Source organism: Achromobacter sp. PD1 (assembly GCF_048541815.1).
GTDB lineage: Bacteria > Pseudomonadota > Gammaproteobacteria > Burkholderiales > Burkholderiaceae_B > Achromobacter > Achromobacter bronchisepticus_A.
In genome coordinates this window covers 604,783-619,046 of the sequence record NZ_CP183349.1, presented here as the reverse complement: position 1 = coordinate 619,046, position 14,264 = coordinate 604,783, and the positions used below count along the sequence as shown (strand labels likewise).

The 14,264-nt window shown below is 67.3% G+C and carries 11 protein-coding genes; 8 read left to right on the top strand and 3 right to left on the bottom strand.

The window, feature by feature from the left end:
- Positions 1 to 149: 149 nt before the first annotated feature.
- Entirely contained in the window at positions 150 to 2,120 is a 1,971-nt protein-coding gene (locus tag ACM1PE_RS02880; RefSeq protein ID WP_059375000.1) for a BCCT family transporter, read from the bottom strand.
- Positions 2,121 to 2,263: 143 nt separating this feature from the next.
- Here ACM1PE_RS02880 and ACM1PE_RS02875 point away from each other — a divergent pair, with 143 nt between their 5' ends.
- A complete protein-coding gene (locus ACM1PE_RS02875; RefSeq protein ID WP_059375003.1) occupies positions 2,264 to 2,644 on the top strand; it encodes a VOC family protein in 381 nt (126 codons plus the stop codon).
- 18 nt (positions 2,645 to 2,662) lie between these two features.
- Here the strand turns inward: ACM1PE_RS02875 and ACM1PE_RS02870 are convergent, their stop codons facing one another.
- Entirely contained in the window at positions 2,663 to 3,286 is a 624-nt protein-coding gene (locus ACM1PE_RS02870) for a TetR/AcrR family transcriptional regulator (RefSeq protein ID WP_059375005.1), read from the bottom strand.
- A gap of 130 nt (positions 3,287 to 3,416) precedes the next feature.
- Between ACM1PE_RS02870 and ACM1PE_RS02865 the strand changes: the two genes are divergently transcribed.
- Genes ACM1PE_RS02865 through ACM1PE_RS02855 form a run of 3 tightly spaced genes read left to right on the top strand, consistent with a single transcriptional unit; the run spans position 3,417 to position 9,231 of the window.
- Entirely contained in the window at positions 3,417 to 4,613 is a 1,197-nt protein-coding gene (locus ACM1PE_RS02865; RefSeq protein WP_373429011.1) for an efflux RND transporter periplasmic adaptor subunit, read from the top strand.
- Positions 4,610 to 7,783, top strand: a complete 3,174-nt coding sequence (locus tag ACM1PE_RS02860; protein ID WP_059375007.1) for an efflux RND transporter permease subunit — start codon at positions 4,610 to 4,612, stop codon at positions 7,781 to 7,783. The genes ACM1PE_RS02865 and ACM1PE_RS02860 overlap by 4 nt, the downstream gene beginning before the upstream one ends.
- Positions 7,784 to 7,785: 2 nt before the next feature.
- Positions 7,786 to 9,231, top strand: a complete 1,446-nt coding sequence (locus ACM1PE_RS02855; protein ID WP_419342526.1) for an efflux transporter outer membrane subunit — start codon at positions 7,786 to 7,788, stop codon at positions 9,229 to 9,231.
- Between the two features lie 46 nt (positions 9,232 to 9,277).
- Here ACM1PE_RS02855 and ACM1PE_RS02850 read toward each other — a convergent pair whose 3' ends face one another.
- Positions 9,278 to 10,048, bottom strand: coding sequence for an IclR family transcriptional regulator (locus ACM1PE_RS02850; protein WP_280016124.1), 771 nt, complete (start codon positions 10,046 to 10,048; stop codon positions 9,278 to 9,280).
- Positions 10,049 to 10,307: 259 nt separating this feature from the next.
- On the opposite strand from ACM1PE_RS02850, the gene ACM1PE_RS02845 reads away from it, so the two are divergent.
- The 4 genes from ACM1PE_RS02845 to ACM1PE_RS02830 all read left to right on the top strand — a co-directional run bounded on the left by ACM1PE_RS02845 (position 10,308) and on the right by ACM1PE_RS02830 (position 14,232).
- The gene (locus ACM1PE_RS02845; protein WP_251877480.1) at positions 10,308 to 11,321 is read left to right on the top strand and encodes a Bug family tripartite tricarboxylate transporter substrate binding protein; all 1,014 of its coding nucleotides are present in this window, start codon (positions 10,308 to 10,310) and stop codon (positions 11,319 to 11,321) included.
- Positions 11,321 to 12,205 (top strand): polysaccharide deacetylase family protein, encoded by an 885-nt coding sequence (locus ACM1PE_RS02840; protein ID WP_251877482.1) that lies wholly within the window; start codon positions 11,321 to 11,323, stop codon positions 12,203 to 12,205. Before ACM1PE_RS02845 ends, ACM1PE_RS02840 begins: the two co-directional genes overlap by 1 nt.
- Positions 12,202 to 12,969, top strand: a complete 768-nt coding sequence (locus tag ACM1PE_RS02835) for a polysaccharide deacetylase family protein (protein WP_419342525.1) — start codon at positions 12,202 to 12,204, stop codon at positions 12,967 to 12,969. The genes ACM1PE_RS02840 and ACM1PE_RS02835 overlap by 4 nt, the downstream gene beginning before the upstream one ends.
- A 126-nt stretch (positions 12,970 to 13,095) precedes the next feature.
- Positions 13,096 to 14,232 carry a C45 family autoproteolytic acyltransferase/hydolase gene (locus ACM1PE_RS02830; protein WP_118931906.1) on the top strand — a complete coding sequence of 379 codons (1,137 nt, stop codon included), beginning with the start codon at positions 13,096 to 13,098 and terminating at the stop codon, positions 14,230 to 14,232.
- Positions 14,233 to 14,264 lie beyond the last annotated feature (32 nt).

Here is a 14,264-nt window from a genome sequence, read left to right as displayed (position 1 = left end):
TCTTGGATAATCCACGATATCGGGCATTTCGTCAAAAGGGTTAATCCAATCCCCGGCATAGCGGCGGACTATGGCGTGCAAGCCCCTGCGGGGCGTGTGGGCATAAAAAAACCGCCAGCAAGCTGGCGGTTTCGCGGGGTACGGCGCGGCTAGGTCCGCACCATGTGCAGATAGTGGCGGTGGCGTTCGTACTGGTCCAGGATGTCGCCGATGACGGCATCGCGGCTCCAGCCCATGATGTCGTAATCCTGCCCCCCTTCACGCAGGTGGACCTCGGCGCGGAAGTACTTGCGCTCTTCCTCGTCGGCCGCTTCCTCGGGCGTGAGGCTGGGGCGTACGAAGGCCTCCGGCTGCACGGCGTAGGAGAAGTCCAGGTGTTCGCCATGGGAGACTTCCATGATCACGCCCTCATCGTTGCCGTGTTCGCGCACTTCCACTTGATAGCCCTGCTTGCGCAGTTCATCCGCCACGTCTTCCAATGCGGGGCGCACCACGTCGCCGATGAAGCGCTGCACATGGGCGCGGCGCGGCATCATGACCATGTTGCGCAGCCGCCGCTCCCAAGACTGTCCGCCGCGCGCCGGGCGCGACAGCGTCAGCGACTGATAGCGGATGCCGCGCTTGGTCGCGTCCAGCTTGAGCGCCTTGAACAGGCCCCACAGCGACAGCAGCAAAATGATGGAGAAAGGCAGCGCGCTGGCGATGGTAGCGGTCTGCAACGCTGTCAGGCCGTCGGCCAGCAGCAGCGCGATCGCCACCGCCCCCATCAGCACCGACCAGAAGATGCGTTGCCACACGGGCGTGCGGTCCGAGCCGCCGGAAGCCAGCAGGTCGACCACCAGCGCGCCCGAGTCGGCCGAGGTGACGAAGAACACCGCCACCATCGCGATGGCGACGACGGACAGCACCCCGCTCCAGGGCAATTGTTCCAGGAAGGCGAACAGCGCCAGGGAAGAATCGGCCTGCACCACTTCCGCCAGGCCCTGCACCTTGTCGACCAGGATCATGTGGATGGCGGTATCGCCGAACACCGTCATCCAGAACAGCGTGAAGCCGGCCGGCACCAGCAGCACGCCGGTGACGAATTCGCGGATGGTGCGGCCGCGCGAAATGCGCGCGATGAACAGGCCCACGAAGGGCGACCAGGCAATCCACCAGCCCCAGTAGAACAGCGTCCAGCCGCCGATCCAGTCGGTCGGCTCATAGGCGTAGAGGTTGAAGGTCTTGTTGACGATATCGGACAGGTAAGCGCCCGTGTTCTGCACGAAGGTCTGGAACAGGAACACCGTGGGGCCGACCACCAGCACGAACAGCAGCAGCACCGCCGCCAGCACCAGATTGGTCTCGGACAGGATGCGGATGCCCTTGTCCAGGCCGCTGGCCACCGACAGGGTCGCCAGACCGCAGGTGACGATGACCAGGATGATCTGCGTGGTCACGCCCACCGGAATGCCGAACAGGTGGTTCAGGCCGCTGTTGATCTGCGCCACGCCCAGGCCCAGCGAAGTGGCCACGCCCAGCACCGTGCCGATGATGGCGAAGATGTCGACCGCATGCCCGATAGGCCCGTGGATGCGGTTGCCGATCAGCGGATACAGCGCCGAACGCAAGGTCAGCGGCAGCCCGTGCCGATAGCTGAAGAAAGCCAGAATCAGCGCCACCACCGCGTAGATGGCCCAGGCATGCAGCCCCCAGTGGAAGAACGTGATCTTCATGGATTCGCGCGCCGCGAGGGCGGTGCCGCCTTCGCCCACCGGCGGCGCGATGAAGTGCATCACGGGCTCGGCCACGCCGAAGAACATCAGGCCGATCCCCATGCCCGCGGAGAACAGCATCGCAAACCAGGTGAAGTTGCGGTAATCGGGTTCGCTGTGGTCGGGCCCCAGCTTGATGTCGCCGTACCGGCTGACCGCCAGGAACACCACCGCAATCAGGATGATGGCCACGACCAGGATGTAGAACCAGCTGGCGTTGCCCAGGATCCAGCCCTGCATGGACTCGAACAGGCCTTGCGCGACCTTGGGCGCCAGGATCGCGAATCCCACCAGCAGCAGCGTGAACACGGCCGCCGGAAAAAACACGGGACGATTGATGGTGGATGGTCGGGTTTCTGAAGTCATGCTGCCGCTCCTTTCGCCCGAGGGTTGGAAATTCCAGCGCGCGTCCCCCTCAGTCCGGCGCGCGCCGCAAGTATTACTATCACGGCCTAAGGCCGTCTGACAATCAGTAACCTCAAGCCGGGCCGGCCAGAGGAGAGATATCCATGATCGATCACCTGGACCATCTGGTCCTGACCTGCACCGACCCCGCCGCCACGGTGGACTTCTATACCCGGATCCTGGGCATGCGCCTGGAGACCTTCGGAGAGAACCGCCAGGCGCTGCGCTTCGGCAACCAGAAGATCAACCTGCACGTGCGCGGCCACGAGTTCGAACCCAAGGCCCACCTGCCCGTGCCGGGCGCGCTGGACCTGTGCTTCATCGCCGACCGTCCGCTGGAAGAGGTGATCGCGCATCTGAACCGCGAAGGCGCCCGGATCATCGAAGGCCCGGTGCCGCGCACCGGCGCGACCGGCAAGATCCGCTCGGTCTACCTGCGGGATCCGGACCTGAACCTCATCGAAATCTCGGAATTGCTGGCCTGAGGCCGGGGACCGGCCGCCTTACTCGGTCTTCGGTTCGCCGAAGACCACGCTGCGGAAGAAACCGGCCAGCACGGCCTCGGTCATTTCCGGCGTGACGGCCTGCGGATCGAAGGCATAGCTGAACTGCATGCCGTCCGACAGGGCCAGCAGGCCCAGCGCCATTTGCTCCGGCGGCATGCGTAGTGGCGTGCCGACCCGGGCCGAAAACTGCTGCACGTAGTCCGTGACGGCTGCGCGCAATTCCCGCATACAGGCCAGAAAGCCCTCGCGGAATTCAGGGTCGCGGACCGCCTGCAGCTTGCCTTCCATCCACAGCAGGAAACAGTCGTTCTGGCGAAAGTGCGTGGAGTAGTGCTCGAGCACGCGCGCTTCCATCTGCGGGCGCGACGACCCGTCCTCGAAGATGGCGCGCATCTCGTTCATGACGCTTTCGTGGTCGCGTCTGAGCAGTTGCAGGAACAGTTCGGACTTGCTGCTGAAATTGGAATAGAAGGCCCCGCGCGTGTAGCCCGCCTGTTCGGCGATGTCCTCCACGCTGGTCGCCACAAACCCTTTCGCTACAAAAATCGATTGCGCAGCGTCGAGCAGACGCTGGCGCGTCTGATCACGGCTTTGCTCTCGCGTAAGGCGGACTTTTGACATGGCGCGAGTTTAGCACTGGGGCGCATTTCAAATTCACAATTGAATCTGAATTCATACCTGTATTAGAATCCAGGCCGTATCGGGCCGGAACCGGCCCTTATTCCCGAATTTCCGCGCCGCGAGGTGTTACGTGACTTGCCCTGGCCCTGCCGCGCGCCTTGCCGCGCGCTCCGCCGCGGCCGCCCCCGCGGCGCCGCTTTCGCCCTCCACCCGTTCCCGCCGTTGGCCGCGCCTGTTGTCGCTGCCGGGCGCCGCGGCCCTCGCCTTGTTGCTGGCCGCCTGCGGCCGCAACGAGGCGCCCCCGCCCGCGCCGCGTCCGGTGGTCGCCATGCCGGCCCAGGCCGATGAACGCTTGCCGGCCTGGACGCTGCCTGGCGAAGTGCAAGCGCGCTACAGCACGCCGCTGTCGTTCCGCGTGGGCGGCAAGATCATCGAGCGCCAGGTCCGGCTGGGCGATGCCGTCACCCCCGGGCAGATCGTCGCGAAGCTGGATCCGGCCGACGCCGCCAAGAACGCGGCCAGCGCCCGCGCGCAGTTGTCGGCGGCCCAGCACCAGCTGGACTATGCGCGCCAGCAGCTGGACCGCGACCGCGCCCAGGCCCGCGAAAACCTGATCGCTGCGACCCAGCTGGAGCAAACCCGCAACGACTACGCCACGGCATTGGCGCAGCGCGACCAGGCGCAACAGCAGGCGGCATTGGCGGCCGACCAGCTCAAATACACCACGCTGCAGGCCGACCATGCTGGCGTCATCACCGCGGAACAGGCGGACACCGGACAGAACGTGGCCGCCGGCGAGCCGGTCTACAACCTGGCCTGGTCCGGCGACATCGATGCCATCTGCGACGTACCGGAAAGCGTGCTGGCGGGCCTGGCCATCGGCCAGCGCGCCAGCGTCACGCTCGGCCCCCTGCCCGGCCAGACGTTTTCCGCGGTGCTGCGCGAGATCGCGCCGGCCGCGGATCCGCAAAGCCGCACCTATCGCGCCAAGCTCACGCTGGAATCCCCGACCCCGGAGGTGCGCCTGGGCATGACGGCCAACATCAGCTTCGACAACCGCTCAGGCGAAAGCCTGACGACCTACACGGTGCCGGCCACCGCGCTGTTCCATGACGGCCCCGCGCCCGCCGTGTGGATCGTCAAGCCGGACGCCGACACGCTGGAGCTGCGCCGCGTCCAGGTGCTGCGCTACGACGCCCGCACCGTCACCCTGTCCAACGGCTTGCAGGCCGGCGAACGCGTGGTCTGGCAAGGCGTGCACACGGTGGCCGCGGGCGAGAAAGTCCGCGCCGTGCCGCCGCTGCATCCCGAGGATTTCGCCTCATGAGCGGCCCGCAGCAGGACGCTGCGACCCAGGCGCATCGCCACGAGGAAGGCCGCTTCAACCTGTCGGCCTGGGCGCTGCGGCACCAGCCGCTGGTCGTCTTCATCATCACGCTGATCACGCTGTTCGGCGTGTTGTCGTACTCGAAGCTGGCGCAATCGGAAGATCCGCCCTTCACCTTCCGCGTCATGGTCATCAAGACGCTATGGCCCGGCGCCACCGCGCAGCAGGTGCAGGAACAGATCACCGACCGCATCGGCAAGAAGCTGCAGGAAGCCCCCAACACGGACTTCATGCGCAGCTATTCGCGGCCGGGCGAGTCGCTGATCTTCTACACCATGAAGGACTCCGCGCCCGCCAGCGCCGTGGCCGAGCAGTGGTACCAGGTGCGCAAGAAGGTCGGCGACATCTCGGCCACGCTGCCCCCGGGCGTGCAAGGCCCCTTCTTCAACGATGAATTCGGCGACGTCTACACCAACATCTACACGCTGCAGGGCGACGGCTTTTCGCCCGCCCAGCTGCACGACTACGCCGACCGGCTGCGCACCGTGCTGCTGCGCGTGCCGGGCGTGGCCAAGGTGGACTACTTCGGCGACCAGCCCGAGCACATCTACGTCGAGATCTCCAACACCCAGCTCACGCGACTGGGCGTGTCGGCCCAGCAGATCGCCCAGGCCATCAACAGCCAGAACGCCGTGACGAGCGCGGGCACGTTGACCACCGCCGACGACCGCGTCTTCGTGCGGCCCAGCGGCCAGTACGCCAACAGCCGCGTCCTGGCCGACACGCTGATCCGGGTCAACGGCAAATCGATCCGGTTGGGCGACATCGCCACCATCCGCCGCGGCTACCAAGACCCGGCCGTCGAACAGATGCGGCTGGGCGGCAGCTCCGTGCTGGGCATAGGCATCACCATGCAGCCGGGGCGCGACGTGGTCCATCTGGGCAAGGCTTTGAGCGCCAAGTTCGAAGAACTCCAGGCCCAGCTACCCGCCGGGCTGACGCTGAAGGAAGTCTCCAGCATGCCCAAGGCGGTATCGCATTCGGTCGACGACTTCCTGCGCTCCGTGGCCGAAGCGGTGGCCATCGTGCTGGCCGTGAGCCTGGTGTCGCTAGGCTTGCGCACCGGCATGGTCGTGGTCATCTCGATCCCGGTGGTGCTGGCGGTCACGGCGCTGTTCATGGACATGTTCGGCATCGGCCTGCACAAGGTATCCCTGGGTACGCTGGTGCTGGCGCTGGGCCTGCTGGTGGACGACGCCATCATCGCGGTCGAAATGATGGCAGTGAAGCTCGAACAGGGCTGGAGCCGCGCGCGCGCCGCCGCATTCGCCTACACCAGCACCGCCTTCCCCATGCTGACCGGCACCCTGGTCACGGTGGCGGGCTTCCTGCCGATCGCGCTGGCCAAGTCCAGCACGGGCGAATACACCCGTTCCATCTTCCAGGTGTCCGCCATCGCGCTGATCACCTCCTGGTTCGCCGCCGTGGTGCTGATCCCGCTGCTGGGCTACCGCCTGCTGCCCGAGCGCAAACGCGAAGCCCATCTGCCCGACGACCACGAACACGATATCTACAACACCCGCTTCTACCAGCGCCTGCGCGGCTGGGTGGGCTGGTGCGTGGACCGCCGCTACCTGGTGCTGGGCGCCACGGCGCTGGTCTTCGTGGCTGCCATGGCCTGCTTCCGCTTCGTGCCGCAACAGTTCTTCCCGAGCTCCGACCGCAGCGAACTGCTGGTGGACGTGCGCCTGCAGGAAGGCGCGTCGTTCGCGGCCACGCTGCGCCAGGTCGAGCGGCTGGAAAAGACGCTGGAAGGCCGTCCGGAAATCGACCACTCGGTCAGCTTCGTCGGCACCGGCGCGCCGCGCTTCTATCTGCCGCTGGACCAACAGCTCGCCACCCCGAACTTCGCCCAGCTGGTCATCACCACGCATTCGGTCGAGGACCGCGAGAAGCTCGCGCAATGGCTGCAGCCCGTGCTGCGCGAGCAGTTCCCGGCCATCCGCAGCCGTCTGTCACGCCTGGAGAACGGCCCGCCCGTGGGCTTCCAGGTGCAGTTCCGCGTCAGCGGCGACAAGATCGCCGACGTGCGCGCGGTGGCCGAACAGGTGGCAGCCGAAGTCCGCGCCGATCCGCGTTCGACCAATGTGCAGTTCGACTGGGACGAGCCGTCCGAACGTTCGGTGCGCTTCGAGATCGACCAGCAGAAGGCGCGCGAGCTGGGCGTCAGTTCCAGCGACATCTCGGACTTCCTGGCCATGACGCTGTCGGGCTACGCGGTCACGCAATACCGCGAACGCGACAAGCTGATCACCGTGAGCCTGCGCGCGCCGCAGGAAGAGCGGATCGACCCCGCGCGCCTGAGCACCCTGGCCATGCCCACGCCCAACGGCGCGGTGCCGCTGGGCAGCCTGGGCCACGTGCGCTATGACCTGGAGTACGGCGTCATCTGGGAACGCGACCGCCAGCCCACCATCACGGTGCAAGCGGACGTCGCCGCTGGCGCGCAAGGCATCGACGTCACCCGCGCCATCGACGCCAAGCTCAACGCCCTGCGCGCCGGACTGCCCGTCGGCTACCGCGTCGAGGTGGGCGGCCCGGTGGAGGAAAGCGCCAAGGGCCAGTCCTCGATCAACGCCCAGATGCCGCTGATGGCGGTGGCCGTGCTGACCCTGCTGATGCTGCAGCTGCAAAGCTTTGCCCGCGTGCTGATGGTGGTGCTGACCGCGCCGCTGGGACTGATAGGCGTGGTCGCGGCGCTGCTGCTGTTCGGCAAGCCCTTCGGCTTCGTCGCCATGCTGGGCGTGATCGCCATGTTCGGCATCATCATGCGCAACTCGGTCATCCTGGTGGACCAGATCGAACAGGACATCGGCGCCGGCCACAAGCGCGTGGACGCCATCGTCGGCGCCACCGTGCGCCGTTTCCGCCCGATTACCCTGACGGCCGCGGCCGCCGTGCTGGCCCTGATCCCGCTTTTGCGCAGCAACTTCTTCGGCCCCATGGCCACCGCCCTGATGGGCGGCATCACCATCGCCACCGTGCTGACGCTGTTCTTCCTGCCGGCCCTGTATGCCGCGTGGTTCCGCGTCCGCCACGACGAGCGCGACGAACCCGAAGGCGTGCCGCCGGGCGCCAACGCCGGCGACACGGTGGAACGGGGAGCATGACGATGAACCGACTTTCCTTGCGCCTGGCCGCCCTGCCCCTGACGCTGGCCTTGGGCGCCTGCGCCTTCGCGCCCAGCAGCAAGCCGCCCGCGGTCGCGCAACCGGCGCAATACGGCGTCGAGGCCACGCCCGCCGCAAGCGCCGCCGCCCAGGGCGTGGCGCAGCGCTTCGAACAAGGCGCGCGGCCCGTGCCCGAATGGTGGAAGCATTATGAATCAGAGGCGCTGAACGCGCTGGTGGCCGAGGGCCTGACCAACAGCCCGGACCTCGCCGCCGCCGAACGCAACCTGGCCGGCGCGCGCGAACAGCTGCGCGGCCAGGTGAATTCGTCGCTGCTGCCTTCGGTGGACGCGGGCGCCGACGCCTCCCGCCGGCGCGCGCTGACCATGCCGAACCTGCACGAACCGACCGCGCAATACAACGTCTTCACCGGCCAGATCCACGCCAAGTACGACCTGGACCTGTTCGGCGCGGCGCGCTTTGCCAACGCCTCGCTCGCAGCCCAGGTCGAGCAGCAGGCCTTCCAGCTGGAATCCGCCCGCCGTTCGCTCGCCAGCAATATCGTCACCGGCGCCATCACCGCCGCCGCACTGGCCGAACGCGTGGCGTTGACGGAAAAGCAGGTCGTGCTGGCGCGACAGGTGGCGCGCGACACGCAGCGCCGCTACGAACTGGGTTCGGCCTCGCAGAACGACGCGCTGGACGCGGACCAGGATGCCGCCACGCTGGAAGCGTCCCTGCCCGGCCTGCGCGCGCGCTGGCATGCGACGCGCCATGCGCTGGCGGTGCTGCTGGGCCGCAACCCAGACCAGGCTCCACCCGATCTCGCCTTCAGCATGCTGGCCGTGCCGCGGCAAGTGCCGGTGGTGGTGCCGTCCGAACTGCTGGCTGCGCGCCCGGACATCCTGTTCGCGGATGCGGTGGTGCAAGCCGCCGCGGCCGACGTGGGCCTGGCCACCGCGCAGTTGTTCCCCAGCCTGTCCTTGTCCGCGTCCATGGGCAAGAGTGGCTTCAATTGGCCCGCGGCGATGTCGGGCGCCGGCGCCATCTGGGCGGTTGGCGCTACGCTCACGCAACCCATCTTCCATGGCGGCGCGCTGCTGGCCGAACGCAGCGCGGCCAAGGAACGCTACGAAGCCGCGCTGCTGCAATACAAGCAGACCGTGCTGACCGCCTTCCGCGACGTGGCCGACACGCTGTCGCGGTTGGATGCCGACGGGCAGGCGCTGGCCTCCGCCGAAGCCTCGCGCCGCTCGGCCGAACAGTCCTACCGCAACACCGCCAGCCGCGTGCGGCTGGGCGCGCTGGCGCCTTATACCGAATACGCCGCGGAACAGCATTACGTGGCGGCCCGCCTGCGCGAGATCGAGTACGCCAATGCGCGCCTGACCGAAACGGCGGCGTTGTTCCAGGCCATGGGGTCGCCGGCCCGCGCCGCGCAGCAATAGCGCATCCAGCCAAGATCGCCGCAGGCCCGCACGCAAGCCCTCGCGCTCACGGCGCGGGGGCTTGTTCCTTCATGCGCGTGGCCAGCGCCAGCGATTCGATGCGGCGGGCGGCCGACTGCAGCAAGGCCGTGGTCTTGTCCTGCGCGATGGTGTTGAGCCGGGCCGCAAGAAAGGTGACGGTCAGCGCGCCGAACACGCGGCGGTCCTCCTGGAACACCGGCACCGCGATGCCCGCCCGCTCCGGCGAGATCTCGCCCACTCCCAGATAAAAGCCCTGCACCCGGATCTGGTCCAGCTTGCCGGTGAACTCGGCCTGCGTCGCGCCCAGGCCCAGATCGCGGATCTCGTCCGCATGGGCTTCGTACAGGCGGCGCTGGTCCTTGCGCGGCAGGAACGCGACGATGGTCTTGGCCGTGGCGCCGCGGAACAGCGGATGGGCACGGCCGCGGCCGTGCGGAATGCCCAGCTCGTCGGGACCGCGCTCGTGATGGATGTTCAGGATGCGCAGGCCGTGGATCACGCTGAGCAATACGTCGCCGCCCACCTGGTCCACCACCTCGCGCATGATCGGGCGCGCCACGCCCAGCACCGGATCGCCGTCGATGATGAGGTGGTCCAGTTCGATGATGCGCGGCCCCAGCTTGTAGCCTTCGCCCGTCACCCGCAGCAGATAGCCCAGGTCCGTCAGGTCGCGGATGTACCGGTAGCCCGTAGGCGCCGAATACGACAGGCGCGAAATGATCTCTTCCGCCGACAGCACCGGGGTTTCGAGACTGAAGAGGTCAAGTATCGCTAGGGCTCGCTTCAGGGTGGACATGGCGGTCGTGGGGCGGGGAACAACGCGGGATCGGGCGCAGCGTATCACAGGGGTGCGTGCGGCGCGCCAGTGCCATTGGCGCAACCTATCGCACCCAGCCCAAGCTCAAGACTCAAACTATCGTTTTCCTATTTTTTATCATTTATAGATAAAAACTAATTGGATTGAATTATTTTTTATCGAATAATGATATTCAAGCAATGAGCAGCTTGACGTCCAACACGCCACTGCACCTGCGGAAAACATCAGGGGAAAATCCATGAAGCAGTCTTGCGGCACCAAGGGCGGCATCAGCCGCCGGCATTTCCTGGGGGCCTCGGCCGCCACCTTGGCCAGCGCTGCGCTGGCGCGGCCTGGCCGCGCCTGGGCGGCCGGCTATCCGGCCGAACGCGCCATCCAGTTCATCGTGCCCTTCCCGGCCGGCGGCGGCACCGACCTGGTGGCTCGTCCGCTGGCCCAGGGCATCGGCGAGGCGCTCAAGCAAAGCGTGGTCGTGATCAACAAGGGCGGCGCCGCGGGCAACATCGGCACCCAGCAGGCCGCCCGTTCGGCGCCGGACGGCTACACCATCGCGCTGGGCTCCACCGGCACGCACACGGTGAACCAGAGCCTGTACCAGAACATCGGCTACGACCCGGTCAAGGACTTCGAGCCGGTGTCCATGGTCTGCTACTACAACAACGTGCTGGTGGTGCATCCGTCGTTTCCGGCGCGCACGCTGCAGGAGCTGGTCGCGCTCATCAAGGCCAATCCGGGCAAGTACTTCTATGGCATCACGCAGAACGGCAGCTCTGCCCACCTGGCCATGGAACTACTCAAGGCCACGGCCGGCCTGGACCTGCCCGGCGTGCCGTACAAGGGCGCGGCGGCCGCGGTCAACGACTTCCTGGGCGGGCAGTTTCCGATCCTGATGGACGTGGTGATCAACCAGCAGCAATTCATCCGCGGCGGCAAATCGCGCCCGCTGGCCGTGACTTCGGCGCAGCGCGCGCAGGCGCTGCCCGACGTGCCGACCGTGGCGGAATCGGGCTTTCCCGGCTATCAGGCCATAGGCTGGAACGGCGTGTTCGCGCCCGCGGGCACGTCCGCCGCCATCATCCAGACGCTCAATGGCGCCGTGCAAAGCGCGCTCAAGCAGCCCGCCCTGGAGCAGTTGACGCAGAACGGACTGGAGCTGCACGGCAGCACCCCGCAAGAACTGAGCCGTTTCGTCGCGACTGAGAGCGAGAAGTGGCGCACGCTGATCAAGAACGCCGACATCAAGGCCACCTGATGCAACGCATACCCTACGGCGTCCCCTTGGACGCCAGCGCCAATCCCTGGCTGCCGCTGGACCGCGAACTGCGCGCGCAGGGCCTGCGCGCCGCGGGCGCCGCGCCGGTGCGCGCGGTGGTTTGCGTCACCGTCCACGTCGACGGCCCCGCCGTCGAGGTCGGCCGCAAGCAGTTCCCGGCCGGTCCCCATACCGCGGGCCGCTATGCCATCCGCCGCGGCGTGGCGCGGCACCTGGAGATCCTGGCGCGCCACGGCATGCCTGCCACGTTCTTCGCCTGCGGCTACGACGTCGAGCACTATCCGGCGACCTTCCACCGCATCCTGGAGGCAGGCCACGAGATCGCCGCCCACGGCTATCTGCACGAAGCCTGGGACCTGGGCGATGACGAGCCCGCGCTGCTGGAGAAAACCCATCGCATCATCCAGCGCGAGCTGGGCGTGACGCCGGCGGGCTGGTGTTCGCCTTCGGGCCGCAAGAGCCATCGGACCCTGCCCGCGCTGCGACGCCTGGGCTATTGCTACGACGCCAGCGAAAAGGACCAGGACCGTCCCTACCTGCCGGCGGACACGGCGGATTTCATCATGCTGCCGAACAACACGGTCTCGCTGGACGACTATCCGTTTTACTTTTCGGGCCACAGCCTCGCGGCGGAAGCGTATGACAACTGGGTGCAGGAATTCGAGGCGCTGCGCCAGGCCGAAGGCTATGTGCACCTGACCGTGCACCCCAAGGCTGCCGGCGGTTCCGGCACGCCGGCCCGCGCCGCGGCGCTGGACCGCTTCCTGGCCTATCTGGCCGCCCAACCCGATGTGCACGTCATGACGCTGGAAGCGCTGGCGCGCCACTGCCTTGCCCGCCCCGACGCCTGGAGAAGCGCATGAGCGCCGACAAAACCGTACTGGTCACCCTCAATGTGCAGGGCATCGGCCCCGAAGCCGCGACCCAGCCGGAAGCCTCGCTGCACGGCCGCGACGCGCATGGCCGCTATACCTACGGCGGCGGCCTGGCGCGCGTGCTGGACATGCTGCGCCGCCAGGACATCCGCGCCACGCTGTTCTGGCCGGTGTTCGAAGCCGAACGCTGCCGCGGCCTGCTGGAACAAAGCCTGCGCGACGGTCACGAGGCAGCCTCGCAAGGCAATGCCTACGAAGACCTGCCCGCGCTGGGCGAGCGCGAAGGCGAAGTGCTGGAACGGGCCCGCGACCGGCTGGCCGAACTGACCGGCGCCCCCCCGCGGGGCTTTCGCTATGCCAGCGCGTTTACCGCCAGCACCGTACCGCTGCTGCACCGGCTCGGCTATCGCTACGACAGCAGCGCAATCGACGACGACGCCCCCTACGCCCTGGACGCCGACGGCGGCCCCGGCATGCTGGAGCTGCCCTGGAGCGAAGGCCTGTGCGACGCCACCCATTTCAGCCGCCGCGTGACGCAGGACCGCGCCTACGCGCACTGGGTGGAACAAGGCGACGCGCTGCTCGCGGCCGATGGCTATGCCTGTCTGACCTTGCATCCGCGCGCCGACAACGGCGTGGGCCGCGCGGCCAGGCTGCTGAAAGTCGAGCAACTGCTAGAGCGCTTCCGCGCCGCGGGCGCAAGCTTCAAGACCTGCGCCGAATTGGCCGCCGCCTCCCACCATACGCGCTGAACGCAGGACGCCCATGGCCTGCTTGCACTGGTAAACCCTGAGCAATATTGGCGCCAAAATAAGCTAACATTTTTTCGCCAACCAATTTCCACCCCAGATTGCGGCGCGGCGCGCCGCCCTATGTCCATGACCCAGATCACCCAATTTCCCTTCGTATCGGTTTCGGGCGCGCCCGAGGCCCGCGGCCGCTCCTATGGCCAGCAAGCTGCCGACCGCGTGCGCAAGAGCGCCAAGATGTACGGCCAGACCCTGGTCGACCTGGGCTACGACGCCATGGCGCGCACCCAGCTGATCAACGGCTTCGCCCGCGAGATCGAGAACTTCGCGCCGCACTACCTGGAAGAGATGCGCGGCATCGCCGCGGGCGCCGACGTGCCGTTCGAAGACATCGTGATGGTGAACGCCCGCACCGAAGTCATCGCCAAGGCCCGCGCCGAAAAGAAGAAGGCCGCCGAACTGGAGCCGGGCGACGGCTGCACCGGCGCGCTGATCCTGCCGACGCGCTCGGCCAACGGCCGCCTGATCCATGGCCAGAACTGGGACTGGCGCGCGGAATGCGCCGAGACCGCGATCGTGCTGCGTGTGCGCAACGACAACGGCCCCGACATGTTGACCTTCGTCGAAGCGGGCGGCCTGGCGCGCAGCGGCCTGAACAGCGCCGGCGTCTCGATCACCGCCAACTACCTGGAATCCGACCGCGACTTCCGCCAGCTGGGCGTGCCGCTGTCGCTGATCCGCCGCAAGGTGCTGGAACAGGAACACTTCGCGCTGGCGATCAAGGCGGTGGCAACCACGCCCAAGTCCTGCTCCAACAACATCATGATCGGCATGGCGGCGGGTTTCGGGGTCGATTACGAATGCACCACCGACGAAGCCTTCCCCATCTACCCGGGCAGCGATGACCTCATCGTCCACGCCAACCACTGGGTCAGCGACGTGGCCCTGTGCAAGCTGCGCGACACGGGCCGCGCCAGCACGCCGGAAAGCGCCTACCGCGACTGGCGCGTGCGCCGCCTGTTGAACGAGCAATCCAAGCTGACGCGCGAAGACTTGAAGCGCGCGCTGTTCGATGACTTCGGCGCGCCCTATTCGGTCTGCCGTCCGCCGCGCCCCGGCAGCCACGACAACCTGTCGGCCACGGTGGCGATGGTGATCATGGAGCCGGAAGCCGGCCTGATGGAAGTCGCGCCGCTGCCGGCGCTGAACCGCAGTTTCACCCGCTACAGCCTGAGCGCCGAACCCGAACTGCTGGCTGCCGCCTGAAGCGGCGCGCCCGCGCAACCCCAGGAAGACGT